Source organism: Janthinobacterium agaricidamnosum (assembly GCF_003667705.1).
Lineage (GTDB): Bacteria > Pseudomonadota > Gammaproteobacteria > Burkholderiales > Burkholderiaceae_D > Janthinobacterium.
In genome coordinates, this window is the sequence record NZ_CP033019.1 from 1278425 (window position 1) to 1297045 (window position 18621).

The 18621-nt window shown below is 63.5% G+C and carries 15 protein-coding genes; 1 reads left to right on the forward strand and 14 read right to left on the reverse strand.

Going from position 1 to position 18621, the window contains the following annotated elements; all coding sequences use genetic code 11:
• Window positions 1–24: 24 nt before the first annotated feature.
• Together D9M09_RS05810 and D9M09_RS05815 are read right to left on the reverse strand one after the other, a co-directional pair.
• Window positions 25–1290, reverse strand: a complete 1266-nt coding sequence (locus D9M09_RS05810; RefSeq protein ID WP_070220060.1) for a nitronate monooxygenase — start codon at window positions 1288–1290, stop codon at window positions 25–27.
• A gap of 183 nt (window positions 1291–1473) precedes the next feature.
• Window positions 1474–1959 carry a YajQ family cyclic di-GMP-binding protein gene (locus D9M09_RS05815; protein WP_034759416.1) on the reverse strand — a complete coding sequence of 162 codons (486 nt, stop codon included), beginning with the start codon at window positions 1957–1959 and terminating at the stop codon, window positions 1474–1476.
• Between the two features lie 185 nt (window positions 1960–2144).
• Between D9M09_RS05815 and murB the strand changes: the two genes are divergently transcribed.
• On the forward strand, window positions 2145–3173 hold the full coding sequence (gene murB / locus D9M09_RS05820; protein ID WP_070290628.1) for a UDP-N-acetylmuramate dehydrogenase: 1029 nt from the start codon (window positions 2145–2147) through the stop codon (window positions 3171–3173).
• Here murB and D9M09_RS05825 read toward each other — a convergent pair whose 3' ends face one another.
• From D9M09_RS05825 to D9M09_RS05880, 12 genes are all read right to left on the reverse strand, one after another.
• The gene (locus D9M09_RS05825) at window positions 3174–3488 is read right to left on the reverse strand and encodes a pyrimidine/purine nucleoside phosphorylase (protein ID WP_070290629.1); all 315 of its coding nucleotides are present in this window, start codon (window positions 3486–3488) and stop codon (window positions 3174–3176) included. It abuts the gene before it with no gap.
• A 25-nt stretch (window positions 3489–3513) separates the two neighbouring features.
• Window positions 3514–4539, reverse strand: a complete 1026-nt coding sequence (locus D9M09_RS05830) for a diguanylate cyclase (RefSeq protein WP_070220067.1) — start codon at window positions 4537–4539, stop codon at window positions 3514–3516.
• Window positions 4540–4549: 10 nt separating this feature from the next.
• On the reverse strand, window positions 4550–5602 hold the full coding sequence (cheB, locus tag D9M09_RS05835; RefSeq protein ID WP_121668795.1) for a chemotaxis-specific protein-glutamate methyltransferase CheB: 1053 nt from the start codon (window positions 5600–5602) through the stop codon (window positions 4550–4552).
• Window positions 5603–5612: 10 nt separating this feature from the next.
• Complete coding sequence (locus tag D9M09_RS05840; RefSeq protein WP_070290631.1) at window positions 5613–7922, reverse strand: hybrid sensor histidine kinase/response regulator; 2310 nt, start codon at window positions 7920–7922, stop codon at window positions 5613–5615.
• Window positions 7919–8605 (reverse strand): chemotaxis protein CheW, encoded by a 687-nt coding sequence (locus D9M09_RS05845; RefSeq protein ID WP_121668796.1) that lies wholly within the window; start codon window positions 8603–8605, stop codon window positions 7919–7921. The genes D9M09_RS05840 and D9M09_RS05845 overlap by 4 nt, the downstream gene beginning before the upstream one ends.
• Before the next feature lie 9 nt (window positions 8606–8614).
• Complete coding sequence (locus D9M09_RS05850; RefSeq protein WP_070290633.1) at window positions 8615–9862, reverse strand: CheR family methyltransferase; 1248 nt, start codon at window positions 9860–9862, stop codon at window positions 8615–8617.
• Window positions 9859–10317, reverse strand: a complete 459-nt coding sequence (locus D9M09_RS05855) for a chemotaxis protein CheW (protein ID WP_121668797.1) — start codon at window positions 10315–10317, stop codon at window positions 9859–9861. Before D9M09_RS05855 ends, D9M09_RS05850 begins: the two co-directional genes overlap by 4 nt.
• 4 nt (window positions 10318–10321) lie before the next feature.
• Window positions 10322–12133 carry a methyl-accepting chemotaxis protein gene (locus D9M09_RS05860; RefSeq protein ID WP_121668798.1) on the reverse strand — a complete coding sequence of 604 codons (1812 nt, stop codon included), beginning with the start codon at window positions 12131–12133 and terminating at the stop codon, window positions 10322–10324.
• A 312-nt stretch (window positions 12134–12445) separates the two neighbouring features.
• The gene (locus D9M09_RS05865; protein ID WP_034759383.1) at window positions 12446–13681 is read right to left on the reverse strand and encodes an argininosuccinate synthase; all 1236 of its coding nucleotides are present in this window, start codon (window positions 13679–13681) and stop codon (window positions 12446–12448) included.
• A gap of 72 nt (window positions 13682–13753) precedes the next feature.
• Window positions 13754–14674, reverse strand: a complete 921-nt coding sequence (gene argF, locus D9M09_RS05870) for an ornithine carbamoyltransferase (RefSeq protein WP_070290636.1) — start codon at window positions 14672–14674, stop codon at window positions 13754–13756.
• Window positions 14675–14961: 287 nt separating this feature from the next.
• Window positions 14962–17811, reverse strand: coding sequence for an ATP-binding protein (locus D9M09_RS05875; protein WP_240453565.1), 2850 nt, complete (start codon window positions 17809–17811; stop codon window positions 14962–14964).
• Between the two features lie 180 nt (window positions 17812–17991).
• Window positions 17992–18447 (reverse strand): hypothetical protein, encoded by a 456-nt coding sequence (locus D9M09_RS05880; RefSeq protein WP_070220085.1) that lies wholly within the window; start codon window positions 18445–18447, stop codon window positions 17992–17994.
• Window positions 18448–18621 lie beyond the last annotated feature (174 nt).

Sequence of the window (18621 nt, forward strand, 5' to 3'; positions counted from 1 at the left end):
ATTTTTATGTCAGGCTGACAAGATTCAGCCCGCTACCAGGATTTCTTTTTCCGGCAGGGCGATCTGGTTGTCGACGCTGAACTGGTAATCCTTGAAGACGTGTTCGGCCGTCAGGATCTGGTATTCGCCGTTGTCGAGCTTATGCGTGGTGTCCTTCAGGCGATACGTGTAATGGCCGCAGGTCCAGCAGTTGAAGTTGCGCATGTGCGTGCACAGGCAAGTCTTGTCCATCACGACGACGGTTTTTTGTTCCGGATGGGCCGCCACTTCGCGGTTGTACGAGTTGATGTATGCGCAGTTGCCCGTCGCGTCGAGCAGGTAGCCATACGATTCGCAGCCTGGGCGGATACCGGCGCCGATGGCGGGCGTGTTCTTCAGCATGCGCATCGGGTAACCGGTCGGCGAGACGCCGTTGACGATGATGTCTTCTTCCGAGGCCTTGTAGTATTCCTGCTTGACCTTGTTTGGCAAGCCGCATTCCTCGGTGACGGTAAAGCGCGTCGCCACTTGCACGCCAGCCGCGCCCGCTTCCAGGAAGGAGACGGCATCGCTGCCCGTGAAGATGCCGCCGGCGGCGATCAGCGGGATGTCCAGCTGTTCCGCTTTCAGGTAGGCCAGCAGTTCAGCCGTGATCGTGTGCAGGTCGTAATTGGCCCAGTCCATGCCGAAACCCAGGTGGCCGCCGGCCAATGGTCCTTCGACGATGATGAAGTCGGGCAAACGGTCCAGCTTGGCGTTCTTGCGCAGGAAAATCTGCAAGGCGCGCACGGACGAGACGATGATGCCCAGCTTGGCGTCACGGAAACGCGGATGGTCGGCCATCAGGGCGAACGAGCCGAAGTGCAGACCGGCGGACAGGGTGATGCCGTCGATGCCCGCGTCCAGTGCCGCATTCAGGCGCACGCGCAAGGTTTCACGGGGGCCATTCATGGTCAGCTTTTCCATGCAATTGACGAAGATCAAGCCATCGCCTTTTTTTGCTTCCATGGTGCGGCCGATATGCAGGCGCTGCGCTTCCGCCAGGCGGCCCAGGTCGAACTGCACCACGGCCTTGTCGCTGTTATTGATGTTGAATTTGTACAGTTTCGTCTTGTCTTTGACGAAGGTGGTGTCGAAACGGCGATCCGACACGTCTTCCACCATGGCATCGGAGATATGCCCGATACCGTTCAGCCGTGCCGCTTCCAGGGCCAGCTCCGACGTGGAAATATCCACACCCATTCCGCCTATCATGATGGGCACATATTCTTTTTTGCCAAATCGCAGGCGGAAATCATCAACACGTTTCATTGCTATCCTTAGACTACCGTGGTTATCACTGAGCCAGATGTACGGTCAAGCCCGCTGCCGGTCAGGCGCGCGGGCGCATGTAGCTGTGCGCAGCTTCAATTCTACCCCAAGCGGGCAGGTGCTCCGAGGCAGCTTGCCGCCATGCCGGTGCAAGCGCAGGCCGGAGCGTGCGCATCATCGAAATTAATCGCGGAAATTGTTAAATTCCAGCGGCATGTCGGGCACGTCCTTGCGCAGCATGGCCATGGCCGCTTGCAGGTCGTCGCGCTTGGCGCCCGTGACGCGCACGGCTTCACCCTGGATGCTCGCTTGCACTTTCATCTTGCTGTCCTTGATGACGCGCACGATTTTCTTGGCATCATCCGATTCGATGCCATTCTTGATCTTGATGATCTGCTTGACCTTGTCGCCGCCAATCTTCTTGATGTCGCCTTCGTCGAGGAAGCGCACATCGACCTTGCGTTTGGTCAATTTATTGGTCAGCACGTCGCGCACCTGGCTGAGCTGGAATTCCGAATCCGCGAATGCGGTCAATTCGTTTTCCTTGTGTTCGACGCGGGCATCGCTGCCCTTGAAGTCGAAGCGGGTCGTGATTTCCTTGTTGGATTGCTCGACGGCATTCTTGACTTCGATCATATCGGCTTCGGAGACTACATCAAATGACGGCATGGTCTGTTCCTTTTCTTGTTAAAGCGAGCGCGCGCTCGGCGCGCTGGGCCTTGGCGGCTGATTCTGCGCCATGGGACGGCCCTGTTAAAGATGCGACATTTTAACGGACAACGGGCAAGTCGCCCTTGTCCTGAGGTGGTTTTTTGTCGCTTTCGCTCTATAATCGAGCAAAATTTCCCTATCCCATGCATCCAGAGCTCACCATCGAACACAATTACAACCTCCAGCGCCTGAATACCTTCGGCATCGCGGCCCATGCGGCCGCCTACGTACGCATTACTTCGCAGGCCCAGCTGCAGGCCGCACTGCAAGATCCCGCCCTGTCCGCCATGCCGCGCCTGATATTGGGCGGCGGCAGCAACATCGTACTGACGGGCGATTTTCCCGGCGCTGTGCTGCACATGGCCACGCGCGGCATGCGCCTGGCGCAGGCGGACTTCGAGACGATACTCGTCACGGCCGCGGCCGGCGAAAACTGGCACGACTTCGTGCAGTGGACCCTGGCACAAGGCGTGGGCGGACTGGAAAACCTGTCCTTGATCCCCGGCACGGTGGGTGCGGCGCCTATCCAGAATATCGGCGCGTATGGCGTGGAAATCAAGGATTATCTGCATAAGGTGAGCGTCATGCACAGCGCCAGCGGCATCGTCTTCGACATGGACCGCGACGCCTGCCGTTTCGCCTATCGCGACAGCATCTTCAAGCAGGCCGACGGGCGCGAGCTGATCGTGCTGGAAGTGACGTTTGCCTTGCCCGCCGAGTGGCAGCCGAACTTGCGCTACGCGGAACTGGCGCAGGCCGTGGCCGAGCGCAATCTTGCCGAACCGACGCCGCAACAGGTGGCCGACACGGTGATGGCGATCCGCCGGAGAAAATTGCCGGACCCGGCCGTGATCGGCAATGCGGGCAGCTTCTTCAAGAATCCGGTGGTGTCACGCGAGCAATGTCTTGCCTTGCTGGAACGTTTCCCCGCCTTGGTGCACCATGCGCAGCCCGATGGCACGGAAAAGCTGGCGGCCGGCTGGCTGATCGATCAGTGTGGCTGGAAGGGGAAAAACCTGGGGCCCGCGGGAGTGTATCCCAAGCAGGCGCTGGTTCTTGTGAATAATGGCGGCGCTCGTGGCGCGGACATTACCCGGCTGGCGGAAGCGATACAGGATGATGTAGAGGCGAAATATGGCGTGCGCCTGTCGCCCGAGCCTGTGTTTGTTTAATCAAGCGAAGTGGCAGACGTAATCCACGGTTTCCGTTGTTTCGATGTCAAAATAGCTATTGCCCGGGATTTTGAATTCCGTGCCCGCGCCATAGCTGTTCCACTCCGTCGCGTCGGCCAGGCGCACCTTGCACAGGCCGCCGACGATTTCCATCGTTTCCGGCGCGCCCGTGTTGAAGCGCAGCGATGACGCGAAAATCACGCCCACGCTTTTCTTCGTGCCATCGGCGAGGATGACGTTGTGCGAGACGCATTTGCCGTCAAAGTAGATATTCGACTTCTTGACGACGCTGACATTGTCCAGTTGTGTGCTCATGCTTCACTTTCCTTGCTGTTAAAAATCAGTCCTGGACGTCATCGGCGCTCAGCACGCTGTTGCGTCCGCCGCGCTTGGCCGCGTACAGGGCCTGGTCGGCGCGGTTGATCAGTTGCTCGACCGTCGAGTCGGGCGAAGGCACGACGGTGGCCACGCCGATCGAGATGGTGACGATGCCCGTGCCTGCCGCCGGGTTCTCGATCTGCAAGCCTTCCAGATGGCGCCGGCATGCTTGGGCGATCAGCAGCGCGCCGGCCGCTTCCGTTTCCGGCAGGATCAGGGCGAATTCTTCTCCCCCGTAGCGGGCGGCCAGGTCGGCCGGGCGTTTCAAATGTTCCGTGAGCACGGCGGCAACTTTTTTCAGGCACAGGTCGCCCGCCAGATGGCCGAAATGGTCGTTATAGCTCTTGAAATGGTCGATATCGCAGAACAGCAGGCTCAGCGGCGCCTTGTCGCGCTGGCCCCGCTGCCATTCGAAATGCAGGGTTTCATCGAAACGGCGGCGGTTGGCGATGCCCGTCAAGCCATCGAGGGCGGCCAGTTTCTGCAATTCAATGTTCGCGTCCGCCAGGTTCTTTTGGCTTTCGCGCAGGAAACGAAAAGCCTGGTCGCGCTGCAGGCGGCTGATGTGCGCGTTGGAATGGTAGCGTATGCGCGCCAGCAGCTCCAGGCGGTCCGGCAGTTTCACCACATAATCGTTGGCGCCGACGGCAAAGCTGTGGGCCTTCAGTTTCGGGTCGTCCTTGGCCGACATCACGATCACCGGCACGTGCGCGAGCGCCTCGTTTTCGCGGTACTGCTGGATCAAGGCGAAGCCGTCGATGCCCGGCATCACCAGGTCTTGCAGGATGACGGTCGGTTGCAAACGCAGCGCCGTGTCCAGCGCCTGCGTGGCGTCGGTCACATAATGAAATTCGATATCCTGCTGGTCGCTGAGCATGCGGCGGACTGCCTCGGCAATGATCAACTGGTCGTCCACCAGCAGCACGCTGACCTTGAATTCGGTCAATGCGGGTTCATGCTGGGTGAAGCTGGAGGAGAATTCTGGCATTGCATTCTTTTCAGATGTTAGGGGAGGGCTCCCACCCATTGTTGAGTTTTGCGCCCAGACGGCCGCGCAGGCTGGCGCCTATTCTATCCAATGGCAGGATTTGCTGCGCCGCATCGAGTTCAGCCGCCGCGCGCGGCATGCCATACACGGCGCTGCTGGCCTGGTCTTGCGCGATCGTCGTCTTGCCTGCGCGGCGCATGGCCAGCAAGCCGTCGCCGCCGTCGCGCCCCATGCCTGTGAGCAATACGCCGATGGCGTCGCCGCGCCAGTGCTGCGCCACGCAGTTGAAGAAGACATCGACGGACGGGCGGTAAACATAGTCGCGCGGTGCTGCATCGTAACCCAAACGATAATTTTGATCTAGCAGCAAGTGGTCATTGGTCTTGGCGATCAGTACCGTGCCGGACACCAGTTCATCGCCTTCGGCGATCACGCGCACGGGCATGCTGAGCTGGTCGTCCAGCCATTTGGCGAAGTGCGAGGCGAAGGTTTCATCGATGTGCTGCACCACCACGATGGCGCAGCCGGGCGGCGCCGTCCAGCCGGCCAGCACCTTGGCCACGGCCGAGGGGCCACCCGTCGAGGCGCCGATGGCCACCAGCGTCGATACCTGGCCGTCGCCGCGTTCGCCGCCATTGCCGTTCGCCGGGCGCGGCGGCGGTGCTTCGGCGCTGTGGCGTATCAGCTTGCCGATGGTCTTGATCTTGGCCAGCAGTTCGCTGTCGCCGCCCACTTCCCCCTGCAGCACCGGCGTGGCCGTGACGTCGAGCGCGCCCGCGCCCAGCGCGCGGAAGACCTGGTTGACATTGTCTTGCGGGCGGCCCGTGACGACGAGGATGGCGCACGGGCTTTGCTCCATGATCAGGCGCGTCGCTTCCACGCCATCCATCTCCGGCATGTTCAGGTCCATCAGGATCAGGTCGGGGCGGTTGCCCTCGCACATGCGCACGGCCTCGAGCCCCGTGCGGGCGATCCACAGCACCTGGTGTTCCTGCGTACTGGCGACCACCCGGCGCAGGGCCTCGGCGGCCATGGCGACATCGTTGGCAATGGCAATTTTCATGAATGACGGCTCATAAGCGGGCATCTCCTATCAGGTCGGCTACCGCGTCGAGCAAGGTCTCGTCGTGGAAGCTGCCTTTGGTCAGATAATAATCGGCGCCGGCGGACAGGCCGCGCGCGCGGTCTTCCGGGCGGTCCTTGTACGAGACGATCATCACCGGCAGCTTGTGCAGGTGCAGGTCCTTCTTGATCAGCGAGACCAGTTCGATGCCATCCATGCGCGGCATGTCGACGTCGGTGATCACCAGGTCGTATTCGCCGCTGCGCACCACGTTCCAGCCGTCGATGCCGTCGATGGCCACGTCGACCTCGAAACCGCGCGCCAGCAGCAGCTTGCGCTCCATCTCGCGCACCGTCAGCGAATCGTCGACGACAAGGATGCGCTTGGCGCGGCGCTGCTGCGCGTGGCCGGCCTGCGCCAGCTGGTGCAGGCCGCCTTCGTGCAGCAGCTTGTCGATCGACAGCAGCAAATCGGGCACGTCGAGGATCAGCACCGGCTCGCCGTCGTCGAGCAGGGCGGCGGCGGAAATATCGCGCATCTTGCCGAAGATCGGATCGATGGCCTGCACGGCCAGGCTTTGCTCGCCGCGGATGGCGTCGACCACCAGCGCATAGCTTTGCTTGCCGCGCCCGATCACCACCACCGGCAAATCGTCGGTCTGGCTGGCCGCTTCGCCCAGTTCCAGCACCTGCGCGGCCGACACCAGGCCCAAATGTTCGCCCTTGAGTTCGAAGAACTGCTTGTTTTCCAGGGTATGGATGGCCGCTTGCGGCACGCGCACCACGCTTTCCACCTTGACGATGGGGATGGCATAGGCTTCGCCGTGCACGTCGACCACCAGCGCGCGCACGATCGACTGCGTCAGCGGCAGGGTGATCAGGGCGCGGAAGCCGCGGCCCGGCTCCGATTCCAGGCGCACCGTGCCGTTTTGCTGGCGTATCGTCTCGTGCACGATGTCGAGGCCCACGCCGCGTCCGGACAATTGATTGGCCGTCGCCTTCAGGCTGAAGGCGGGCAGGAACAAAAACTCCAGCAGCTCGCCCGGCGACAGCGCGGCGGCCATGGCGGGACTGGCCATCTTGCGTTCGATGACGGACTGGCGGATTTTTTCCAGGTCGACGCCGCGCCCGTCGTCGCTGATCTCGATGCTCAGCATGCCGGCGCGGTGGCGCGCTTCCATGCGTATCGTGCCCATCGCTTCCTTGCCCGCGTCGATGCGCTCGTACGGGCCTTCCATGCCATGGTCGATGGCGTTGCGCAGCATGTGGTTCAGCGGGCTTTCAATCTTCGCCAGGATGTCGCGGTCGACCAGGGTATCCTCGCCTTCGATCTCCAGCTGCACTTCCTTGCCCAGGCTGCGCGCCAGGTCGCGCACCATGCGCGGAAACGCATGGATGCCGTCGCGGAAAGGGCGCATGCGCAGGGCCAGCACTTCGTCGACCATGCCTTGCGAGACGGCCAGCAGGCGCCGCTCATAGGTTTCGATGTCGGCGATGTGCTCGAGCATGAACTGCTTCAGCGGTTGCGTCTTTTGCAGCGCCAGCAGGGACTTTTCCATCAGGCCCGGGTCGGCCAAGCGGGCAATGGCTTCGTGCAGGTGCTCGATGGCGGAAAACAGGCTGCTCTGGTTGCGCTTGAAACGCTGCAGGGCACCGACGAACGGGTGCATCTGGTGCGCATTGATGCGCGATTCGCTGGCCAGCGACAGCAGCTTGTCGAAGTTTTGCGCCACAGCCTTGGCCGGTGCGGCACCCGCACGCGGGGCAGGCGCGGCCGCCGATTCAGGCTCTTCGCCTGCCAGGCCGCTGGCCACGGGAGCCTGCAGTTCGGTCGGGTTGGGCGTTTCCTGCGGCAAGGGGGCGGGAGCGGAGGCAGGCAACGAGGGCAGGGCCGGCAATTCGGGCAGGTCGGCGATGCCGGCGATGGCGTTCAGGGTCTGGTCGATTTGCGCCGCATTCGCGGCCAGCCACGCTTCGGCGCCCGCGTCGTCCAGGCGCGACAGCTGCACGATCAGGTCGACGCCCGACAGCAGCACGTCGACCCTTTCCGGCGTCAGCTTCAAGCGGCCGTGCTGGGCGGCGACAAAGCTGTCTTCCATGCCGTGCGCCAGCTGCACCACCACCTGCAGGCCGACGATGGCGGCGGCACCCTTGATCGAGTGCGCCGCGCGCATCATCGCCTCGACGGCCGCCGCGTCGCCCGCATGGCGCTCCATGGCCAGCAAGCCGTCGGTGAGAATCTGGGTCTGGCTGTCCGCCTCCATGCGGAACAGGTCCAGCATGGAAAAGGCACTCAGGTCGCCGTGCTGGTCCTGGCTCATCGTAATAGTCTCGCAAGTTGAAAGCCGATCAGCGCCGTGTCGAGGCAGCCGATGCGCATGTCGCCCTCGGTGATGACGCCGGACAAAAAGCGCGACAGGCCCTTGTTGATGGTCGCCGCCGGCGCCTGCACGGCGCCCGACGCATAGCGCACGATGCCGTGCAGGTCGGCCACGGGCAGCGCGTAAGCCTGCTCTTCCCAGCGCAGCAGCAGCAGGCGCGCAAACGTGTGGCGGCCGCGGGCCGCTGGCGCACCCTGTTCGTCGATGCCCAGCAAACTGGCCAGCGACATGCACGGATACAGCTTGCCGCCGATATTGACGATGCCCGCCAGACCGCGCCCGCTGCGGTGCGGCAGCACATGCGGCCTGGCCTGCGGCGCCACGGCGTCGAACACGCGCGTGGGCAGCGCCAGCCATTCGCGGCCGATGCGAAACACCAGCGCGGAACTGTCGCGCACTTCGCCGCCCGTATCGATCTGGCGGAAGTGGCTGGCCCAGTCGCGCCGGTAGTGTTCGTCCACGGGCCGCTGCAGGTTTCGCCGGGCGGCGCCCGCGTACACGTCGCAGTTGCGGCAATGCACGTTGGCTGGCAGCTTGGGGCAGCTCTGGTCGCCGACCACGCCGATATGGTTCCAGCAGTCGTCGATGGTGGCGGGGGACTCGGTGGCGATGAGATTTGTCATGCTTGCCCCTTAGTTGGACGCCTGGCGGCGCTCGTAAATGCGTGCCGCGCGCGCCTTCAGGGTGGCGGCGGCCGTTTGGTTGCCATTGCGTTCGGCCAGCAGGGCCAGATGGCACAGCGCCTCGTAATGGTCGGGCTGCAGGTAGATGCAGCGGCGCCAGTAGTCGTCGGCCAGGTCCATCTTGCCGGCCAGTTCATTGATGATGCCCAGCATGAAATACGCTTCCGCCGCCTCGGGCACTTTCGCCAGGTGCGCGTGGCATTTGTCGCCGGCCTCGCGCAACTGGCCGCGGTCGGCCAGCAGGCGCGCCTCTGCCAGCAAATCGGCTTGCGCTGCCGGCGCGGGCGATGGCACGGACACGGGGCGCGTGCGCGGCACCGCCGACGCGGCGGAAGAGGGGGCTGCTACTGCAGCGCGCCCTGGCGCGGGCGGCACGCTGCGCAGGGGACGCGCGACAGGCAGCGGCGCCACTAGCACGGGGCTGGCCGGCGCCGCTGTTTCCTTCTTCAGGGCGAAAGCCTGGCGGAACTGCAGCGGCGCAAAGCCGTTCTGGCAGAACGACGGCACTTCCGCATAACCGGCCAGCAGCATGCCGTCGTCGGCCAGCAGGGCGGACAGGTTGGCGATGGCGGCGCGCGTGGTCGGTTTGTCGAAGTAAATCAGCAGGTTGCGGCAGAAGATGACGTCGTAATGTTTGTTGCAGCTGGCGGTATCGAACTGCAGCAGATTGCCCTGCCTGAAGGTCACCTGGTCGCGCAGGGAGTCGATGATGCGGTAGGCGTCGTCGGCCACGTGCGTGAAATAGCGTTCGCGGAAGGCCACGTCCTGCGCGCGGAAGGCGTTGCGGCCATACACGCCGGCCTGCGCCCGCTCGATGCAGCCGGGGCTCAGGTCATACGCGTCGATGCTGAACGCCTGTTTCGGCACACCGCCGTCGCGCAGCGCCATGGCCATCGAATACGGTTCCTCGCCGCCCGCGCACGGGATCGACAGGATGCGCGTGGCGCGTCCGCGCGCCCAGCGCTCCTGCACCAGTTCGACGGTGGCGTAGAACGCTTGCGGATCGCGGAACAGCCACGATTCGGGCACCACCACCAGTTCGATCAATTGCGTCATTTCGGCCGGCGTGAGCGCCTGCAGGTAAGCCTGGCTATCGGCAAAGCCCGTCCGCTCCATGCGCTGATTGACGGCCCGCTCGGCCACGGATTTGGACACCGACAGGCCGGTCGCGCGGCGCAGCAGGGCTTGCGCCGTCATGCCGCGCTCGCTTCCTGAAACAGCAGCGCGCGCACGTCCGGCGGCAGCAGGTGATCCAGCTCGACCAGCTGCACGATGCCGTCGGCGTCGCTGGCCACCTGGCCCAGGAAGGGCGCCGTCGCCACGCCGCTGTCCTCAAGCTGGAGCGGGTCGATGTCGGCGATGCCGCGCACCTGCGAGGCCAGCAAGCCCAGCGCGTGCGTCGTCCCGCCGCCCGGTGCGCGGTAGTCGACGATGACGATGCGCGTGTCGAACTGCGCGGCGGCGGGCGGCAGCCCGGCCAGGCGCGACAGGTCGATCACGGGCACGGGCGTGCCGTGCAAGTCCATCAGGCCGGCCACGTAGTCTGGCGTGAGCGGCAACTGTTTCAGCTCCAGCAGCGGCAGCACGCGCACGATGCCGGCCAGGGGCAGGCCATAGCGGTCGCGTCCGATGTGAAAGAGCAGCACTTTCATGGGATCAGATGGTGACGGCGAAGGTCGACACGCTCGACTGCAGGTCGCCCGCCGCATATTGCAGCTGGTGCACCGCTTCGCTGGTGGCTTTTAATGACTCCACCGTTTGCTGGGTGGCGTCGTTGAGCTGCATCATGGTGTCGGAGATTTGCGACGCGCCGATCGCCTGCGACTGCATGCCTTGCAGCACGGCGTCGAACTGCGGCGTGAGTTTCTGCACCTGGTCCATCACGGACGACAGCTGCTCGGCCACTTGCCGCACTTCGCCCACGCTGCGGCGAATTTCTTCCGAGAATTTATCCATGCCCATCACGCTGGCGGACACGGCCGATTGCATTTCCTTGAGCATTTGCTCGATATCCCAGGTGGAGACGGACGTCTGGTCGGCCAGGCGGCGGATTTCCGTCGCCACGACGGAGAACCCGCGGCCCGCCTCGCCCGCCTTTTCCGCCTCGATGGCGGCGTTCAGCGACAGGATGTTGGTCTGGTCGGCCACCTTCGTGATGGTGATCAGCACGCTATTGATATTGCTGGCTTTTTCCGACAGGGCGGCCAGCTTGGCGTTGATGGAATCGGTGGCCGAGACCATGTGCTGCATGGTCGAATCCATGCGCTTGAGGTTGTTTTGCGCTTCGGCCGTCGCATTCGTCGTGTAGTCGGCCACGGCGGTAGCGTCTTCCATGGTTTTGAGCAACTGGCTCGTGTTGGCCGAGATTTCCTTGGTGGTGCTGAGAATTTCCACGCTCGTTTGCGCTTGCTCAATGCCCGTGGCTTCCTGCTGGCGCGCCGAGGCGGCGATTTCCGTGGCGGACGTCGTCACCTGGATGCCGGCCTTTTGCACATTGTTGAGCAGGCTGCGCAGGTTTTCGAACATCTTCGCCAGGCCATTGCCCAGCTGGCCGATGGCATCGCTGCCCGTGATGCCGACCTTGCCCGTCAGGTCGCCCGAGGCTGCCTTGGACACCACTTCCAGCAGGGAATCGACCTTGGCCCGCAAGGTGTTGGTGGCGGCCAATTCGTTGGCCTGGTTGTCCTGGATGGTTTGCGCCATGCGGTTGAACTCTTCCGTTACCTTGCCCAGTTCGTCGCGCGAGAGGATGGCGGCGCGCGCGCCTTGCTCGCCGCCGGCGATGCGCCCGACGGCGTCCGTCAGGCTGTTCAGCGGGCCGAGGATGGCACGGCCCAGCAGATAGGAAATGCCCAGCGCCAGCACCACGCACAGCAGGCCGCCCAAGGCCAGGGTCAACATCATGGTTTCCTGCAATTTTGCCGTGGTGGCCGTGCGTTCGGCCAGCAAGCGGGTTTCCTCGGCGGCCACTTCGTCGAGCAGCTTGTTCGCTTGCGCGACAGCCGGGTAGCCGCTTGGCGGCATGGAGCGCGCCACCGCTTCCGTGGCGCCCGGGGCATTGCCCAGCGCGCGGCGCTTCTCGATCAGGGGAGTGATCCATTCCTTGACCCAGGTGGTGGTCAGCTGGTCGATCTTGCGGAAGCGTTCCGACTGCAGCTTGTTGTCGACCGTCATGGCGATGGCTTTTTGCGTGTGTTGGCTCAGCATTGCCGTTTCATCGGTTTCCGGCGTCAGCGAGGCTTCGTTGCCGGTCAGGATGAAACCGCGCGCTTCCACCTGGATTTGCAGGATGGAATTGTGGATCTTGTCGATCTCGACCAGCACTTCCATCGTATGGCGGTCCCATGCATTAGCCTCGGACAGCCGCGAAAAGCTGTTGTAGGCCACGCCCAGCAGGATCAGGATGATGGCCACGATGGAGCCGAAGCCCAGGTACAGTTTATTCTTGATACTCAGGTCTTTGAACATGGTGGCTCCGGAAGCGGGAAGTTTTCGACTAAGAGCGCCTAACAGAACCGTAGCGAGCGGTAGCGAGTTGCGGCTGAGAAGCGCAACTGTGCGCATGCACAGTGAGCATCGCAGGCCGCAAATCGCGCCGCGCAGTAGGTTATGTTAGGTGCTCTAAATTGCACTGTAGCATTTTGCCATGCGGACAGCAAAATGGGGGTGATCCGGGCGCGCGCAGGGCCGTAAATCGCGGACGAGTGCGTTTCAAACGCAAAAAAGCCGCCCGTGGGCGGCTTGAGCTGGCGCGGGAGCAGGTGCCCCCTGGCTAACTAATTACTTCTGGCCCCGTTTTTCGCGGGCGATGGCGGCGATGCGCATGCGCAAGGCGTTCAGCTTGATGAAGCCGCCGGCATCGGCCTGGTTGTAGGCGCCGCCGTCTTCGTCGAAGGTGGCGATGTTCATGTCGAACAGCGAATCCGTCTTCGAATCGCGGGACACAACGATGACATTGCCCTTGTACAGCTTGATGCGTACCCAGCCGTTCACGGTTTCTTGCGTGTGGTCGATCAGGGTTTGCAGGGCAACGCGCTCGGGCGCCCACCAGTAGCCGTTGTAGATCATCGATGCGTAGCGTGGCATCAGGTCATCTTTCAGGTGGGCCACTTCGCGGTCCAGGGTGATCGACTCGATGGCGCGGTGGGCCTTGAGCATGATGGTGCCGCCCGGGGTTTCATAGCAGCCGCGCGACTTCATGCCGACGTAGCGGTTTTCCACCAGGTCCAGGCGTCCCACGCCATGCTTGCCGCCAACTTTATTCAGTTCGGCCAGCACGGTGGCGGGTGACATGCGCACGCCGTTGATGGCGACGATGTCGCCTTTTTCGTATTCGATGTCCAGGTATTCCGCTTCGTCCGGCGCCTTTTCAGGGCTGACGGTCCAGCGCCACATGGTTTCTTCCGCTTCGGCGCTCGGGTTTTCCAGGTGGCGGCCTTCAAAGCTGATGTGCAGCAAGTTGGCATCCATCGAGTACGGCGCGCCGCCGTTCTTGTGCTTCATGTCGATTTCGATGCCGGCGTCTTCCGCGTACTTCAGCAGTTTTTCGCGCGACAGCAGATCCCATTCGCGCCATGGGGCGATGATCTTCACGCCTGGCTTCAGGGCGTAGGCGCCCAGTTCGAAACGCACCTGGTCGTTGCCCTTGCCGGTCGCGCCGTGCGAGATGGCGTCGGCGCCCGTGGCGTTGGCGATTTCGATGAGGCGCTTGGCGATCAGCGGACGGGCGATCGAGGTGCCCAGCAGGTATTCGCCTTCATACACGGTGTTGGCGCGGAACATCGGGAAGACGAAATCGCGCACGAATTCCTCGCGCACGTCTTCGATATGGATGTTTTCCGGCTTGATGCCGAATTTGATGGCCTTGGCGCGCGCCGGTTCCAGTTCTTCGCCCTGGCCCAGGTCGGCCGTGAAGGTGACGATTTCGCACTGGTAGTTATCTTGCAGCCATTTCAGGATGACGGAGGTGTCGAGTCCGCCGGAATAGGCCAGGACTACTTTTTTAATGTCGCTCATATTGCTTCCAGTTGTCGTTGTCGATGTATGTATTGCGATGCTGCCAGGTTTTTTTATGCAGTGCCGGGCGAATTATTGGATTTTACCGAGTAACAGGTATTCGATCAGCGCTTTTTGCACGTGCAGGCGGTTTTCCGCCTCGTCCCACACGACCGATTGGGGGCCGTCGATCACTTCGGCGGCCACTTCCTCGCCGCGGTGGGCGGGCAGGCAGTGCATGAACAGGGCGTCGGGCGCGGCGCGGGCCATCTTCGCGCCATCGACGATCCAGCCGTCGAAGGCGGCGATACGGGCCGCGTTTTCCGCTTCGTAACCCATGCTGGTCCACACGTCCGTGTTGACCAGGTGCGCGCCTTCGCAGGCGTCGGACGGGTTGGCGAAGAAGGTGTAGCGCTCGGTCTTGACTTGCGACAGGTCGATGTCGTAGCCCTTCGGCGTCGATACGTTGACGTGGAAGCCGAACACTTCGGCCGCCTGCAGCCACGAGTACAGCATGTTGTTGGCGTCGCCGATCCAGGCGACGACCTTGCCGGCGATCGAACCGCGGTGTTCGATGTAGGTGAAGATATCGGCAAAGACCTGGCACGGGTGGTGTTCATTGGTCAGGCCATTGATCACCGGCACGCGCGAATTGGCGGCGAAACGCTCGATGATTTCCTGGCCGAAGGTGCGCACCATGATGATGTCGCACATGCGCGACATGACCTGGCCCGCGTCTTCCACCGGCTCGCCGCGGCCCAGCTGGGAGTCGCGCGTGTTCAGGTAGATGGCGGCGCCGCCCAGCTGGTGCATGCCGGCTTCGAACGACAATCGCGTGCGGGTGGAGTTCTTTTCAAAGACCATCACCAGGGTGCGGTCGATCAGTGGATGGTAGATTTCGTAATTCTTGAACTTGCGCTTGATCAGATGGGCGCGTTCGATCACATATTCATACTCTTCCAACGTGAAATCGGAGAACTGGAGGTAGTGCTTGATCGGTTTTTTTGTCGACATAATGACCACTTGAAGATGCGCAGGCCGCCGGCGGCGTGCCTTTCCCGCCGGGTTGCATCAGCGTACAACATCTCGTCTGATGACTGCCTCGCCCGGCGCGCTGCTGTGTTGATCGGTGCCCGCGCCTGTTTGTCGCGCGGGTCGATGCGGTTTGCCAAGTTGTAAATCATGCAATGGCAGGGACTTCAGCCATTCAATTATAAGGGTTTTGCTTTTAGATTGGAAAGACTGGCCGGACGGGTACTTGTGTAGACAAGTATCCGCGTCCAGCCACGGTCTTGCCGGCATCAATAGATGCTGGCCGGGCTGGCCGCATCGATCTGCGGCGCCACCAGGGGCAAGTCCAGCGTGAAATGCGTGCCGGCGGGGCTGCTGGCCACCTGGATGGTGCCGCCCAGCAGGGCCGTGACGATGTTGTAGCTGATCGACAAACCGAGGCCGCTGCCGCCCTGGCCCAGCTTGGTGGTAAAGAAAGGGTCGAAGATGCGCGACAAATGCTGTTCGGCGATGCCGCCGCCATTGTCGGCGAAGACGATCCGCACGCGCGCGCCATCGGGCGTGGCGGACAAACGCATGCAGCCCTTGCCGGCGGCGCCGTCGTTGGGCGCGGGAGCGAAGGCGTGCAGCAGGGCGTTGTTGATCAGATTGGTGATCACCTGGCCGAACGGGCCCGGATAGCTGTCCAGCGAGATGCCGAATGCGATATCCGTCTCGATGCGGTGGCCCGAGCTGCGGATGCGGTTCATGACGGTGGCGATGATTTCATTGCTCACCTGCTGCAGGTCGAACTGGCGCCGTTGTTCGGTGGTGCGGTCAACGGCCACCTGCTTGAAGCTGTTGACCAGGTCGGCCGCGCTGTGCAGGCCGCGCATCACCAGCGCCGATGCCTTGCCCGCATCGTCGATGTAGGCGGCCAGGTCCGAGCGTCGCAGGCCGGGACCGTTCATCAGGCGTTCCACGTCTTCCGTCTTTTGCAGCATGGTGCTGGCGATCAGCAGGCTGTTGCCGATCGGGGTGTTGAGTTCATGCGCCACGCCCGCCATCAGCGAACCCAGGGCGGCCAGTTTTTCCTGCGATACCAGTTGCGCCTGGGCGTCTTGCAGTTGCCGGTAGGCGCTGGCATTGTCGAGCGCGATGGCGCCATACGCGCACAGGGTGCGGAAGATCAGGCGTTCGCGTTCGCCGTAGGCATGGGCATGGCAAGCCTGCACCGTCATCACGCCCAGCACGCGTTCGCCCACCGTCAAGGGCACGTACAGTACGCTCTGGTTATGCAGCGTGCCGGGCACGGTGTAGGCGTGGCGCTTGGGCGGCACCTGGTCGATATACACTTCGCGCCGGCCCAGCAGGCAGCGCACGGAATAGGCGCGTGGGTTGCTCAGTGGAATGGCGTTGTCGGACAGGGGCCGGCCCGCCTCCATGCCGTGCGCGCGGCGCAGCGCTGTGCCCGCCGCATCGAGCATGTAGACGGCAAAGGTATTGACTGGCAGCAAGGCATGCACGTGGCGGTCCAGTACCTGGAACACGGCGCTGGCGTCGAGGTGGGTGGTGATTTCCTGGCCGATGGCCGACAGCCGCTCCAGGGTCTCGCTGGTCTGCTGCAATACTTCGGCGCGGCGCGCTTCGGAGGCGGCCAGTTCGCGGTGGTGATAGCCTTCCGAACGCGCATGTTCCGTCTGGTGGTAGACCTGCATGGCGGTGGCGCGGTTGCTCGCCTGCTGGGTGTGGCTTTTTTCGCGCGCCACGCCCGCATCGAGGGCGATATCGTAGGCGCGCGCATAGTCGCCCGCATGCGCGTACTCGCGCGCCAGCGCATCGAGCAGTTCGCCCGGCGGCACATAGCCTTCGATGGAGTCGGCCACCTGCAGTGCCTGGTGCAAGAAATGCAGGGCGGGATTGCGTTCCTGCATGCCTGCGGGCGGCGGCAAGTCGTGGCGCGCATGCAGCATGGACAAAACGCGCAGCGCCGCCACCTGGTGCATGGCGTCGCCCTGCGCGGTGGCCAGCTGGCAAGCCCGTTCGGCCGCCTGCAGCGCCTCGTCCGGACGGTCCAGATAGGACAGCGCGTGGGCGCTGCCGCGCTGGGCCATGCTGCGGAAATCGGCCTGGCCCAGCGCTTCGGCGCGCTGCGCCAGGCGGCTGAAGGCGTCGAGCGCCGTGTCGTAGTCGCCCTTGTCCAGGCTCAGTTCGCCCAAGTGGAACAGGGCGTTGGCATAGGTGCGCGCGCCCGCCACGGGGGCCAGGATGTGCAGCGCTTCGCGCAGCAGTGTTTCGGCGTCGGCCAGGCGCCCCAGCTTGCGCATGGTTTCGGCCGTATGCGTCTGGCAGGCGCCGATGCTGCGCGGCCAGCCGGTGGGACGCGCCAGGTCCAGCGCGCACTGCATCCATTCAAGGGCCGATTCGTTGTCGTTGAGGCTGGAGAAACAGTCGCCGATATTGATGGCGGCCGTGATCGCGCCGCGCAGCTGGCCGCTTTCCAGGGCCGCCTCATAGCTTTGCATGTAGTGGCCGGCGGCCGTGCCCAGGTCGCGCGAGGTGTGCGCCAGCAAGCCGCGAAAGTCGTGCACCCAGGCGGCCAGCGGCGCGGGCAGCTTGCCGCTGGCGCCGTCGGTCTGGAAGTAGCCGCCCCATCGGACCTGGGCGGCCGGCGCGTCGTGCAAGACGGCCCAGCGCGCCGTGGCCGCGTCGGCCAGGCCGGCGCGTATCGCATCGCCGGCGCTACGCGCTTGCTGCGCCGCAGCCAGCAGTTCGGCGTCGCAGCGGGCATGGTCGCCCCGGTCGACGGCGATCGAGGACAGCAGCCAGTGGGCGTCGGCGCAGCCGGCGCCGTCGCCATGCGCGCATAGGATGGCGTGCGCCGCCATGGCCAGGCTTTCGGCCGCATCGAGTGCGCCTTGCAGCCATGCCACTTCCGCCTGCACCAGTTGCAGACGCGCTTGGGCGCTGGCCAAGGCGGGGGGCGGCAGTTGGACGTGGGGCAACAAGGCTGCCGCTTCGGCTGCATGGTGCAGAGCCTGTGCGCAGTTGCGCTGGCGCAAATGCCATGCCAGCAACAGCAGCAGCGGTACGCGCCCGGCGCCGCGCAACGGCAGCAATGCGCTTTCCCACTGCGCTACGTCATGTTCGAGCGCGAACATTTCCATTCAAGCATTCTCCCCGCAAACAGTGGCGCCAGCCTGCGACCGCACAGGCCATGCGTCATCGCATTGTAAGCTGCATTCAGGGGAATTGTTCAGCCCGCAGGGCAGAATTGTGCGTCCCGCCCGGCCGCCACGACAGGGCGTTTCTCCGGCCGTGCTACGGCCGGCCGCAGGCGTCTAGCGTGACACGAGGCGGATGCGGGCGCTGCCGTCCATGGTGCTGGCGCTGCGCATGTCGGCAGGCATGCGCAAGCCGGGCAGGAACTGGGCGTCGTCGATCACCACGCGCTCGCCCGTATTGCTGAAAACGAAGGTCGAGCCCTTTTTGCTGACAAACTGGCCCGGCCCGGTGGGATAGATTTCCACGCTGGGCTTTGCATGCAATTCCCTGTCGTCGATCAGGCGGCCAAAGAAATGGGTGTCCTGCTGCTGGACTTCCAGCCGTTGTCCATTCGACAGGCGGTATTGCTGCTCGATGTCTAAGGCTTCCTGTGCCGTGACGTGATAGTAGGTGCCAGAGGTGACGCGCACGCTGTCTGCGGCTTGCGGCGTCATCGCGGTTTGGGCCTGGGCCGTGCCGCCGGCAAGGGCAAAGATAGCGACGAGGAGGGGGAGTAAGCGTTTGGTCAGCATGACATTCACCTTCGATCAGGATGGCAGGATGGAGAGTAGTTAGATCGTGTGGTCGCTGGCGGGTTTCCGGCAGCGACTGGTGTCAAGTTAGCAAACGCGCCTGGCCATCGCCAGCGGCAGGCGACGGGCGGCAGGTTTGACGCGCTGAAATGCCTAAAACGGCGGATGAACGGT

Bases quoted from the DNA above. Each gene is read 5' to 3' on its own strand.
- D9M09_RS05875 (WP_240453565.1), bottom strand. From the start codon at position 17,811: ATGTTCGCGCTCGAACATGACGTAGCGCAGTGGGAAAGCGCATTGCTG.
- D9M09_RS05880 (WP_070220085.1), bottom strand. From the start codon at position 18,447: ATGCTGACCAAACGCTTACTCCCCCTCCTCGTCGCTATCTTTGCCCTT.
- cheB (WP_121668795.1), bottom strand. From the start codon at position 5,602: ATGAAAATTGCCATTGCCAACGATGTCGCCATGGCCGCCGAGGCCCTG.
- D9M09_RS05850 (WP_070290633.1), bottom strand. From the start codon at position 9,862: ATGACGGCGCAAGCCCTGCTGCGCCGCGCGACCGGCCTGTCGGTGTCC.
- D9M09_RS05810 (WP_070220060.1), bottom strand. From the start codon at position 1,290: ATGAAACGTGTTGATGATTTCCGCCTGCGATTTGGCAAAAAAGAATAT.
- argF (WP_070290636.1), bottom strand. From the start codon at position 14,674: ATGTCGACAAAAAAACCGATCAAGCACTACCTCCAGTTCTCCGATTTC.
- D9M09_RS05825 (WP_070290629.1), bottom strand. From the start codon at position 3,488: ATGAGCACACAACTGGACAATGTCAGCGTCGTCAAGAAGTCGAATATC.
- D9M09_RS05855 (WP_121668797.1), bottom strand. From the start codon at position 10,317: ATGAAAGTGCTGCTCTTTCACATCGGACGCGACCGCTATGGCCTGCCC.
- D9M09_RS05840 (WP_070290631.1), bottom strand. From the start codon at position 7,922: ATGAGCCAGGACCAGCACGGCGACCTGAGTGCCTTTTCCATGCTGGAC.
- D9M09_RS05845 (WP_121668796.1), bottom strand. From the start codon at position 8,605: ATGACAAATCTCATCGCCACCGAGTCCCCCGCCACCATCGACGACTGC.
- D9M09_RS05815 (WP_034759416.1), bottom strand. From the start codon at position 1,959: ATGCCGTCATTTGATGTAGTCTCCGAAGCCGATATGATCGAAGTCAAG.
- D9M09_RS05865 (WP_034759383.1), bottom strand. From the start codon at position 13,681: ATGAGCGACATTAAAAAAGTAGTCCTGGCCTATTCCGGCGGACTCGAC.
- D9M09_RS05830 (WP_070220067.1), bottom strand. From the start codon at position 4,539: ATGCCAGAATTCTCCTCCAGCTTCACCCAGCATGAACCCGCATTGACC.
- murB (WP_070290628.1), top strand. From the start codon at position 2,145: ATGCATCCAGAGCTCACCATCGAACACAATTACAACCTCCAGCGCCTG.
- D9M09_RS05860 (WP_121668798.1), bottom strand. From the start codon at position 12,133: ATGTTCAAAGACCTGAGTATCAAGAATAAACTGTACCTGGGCTTCGGC.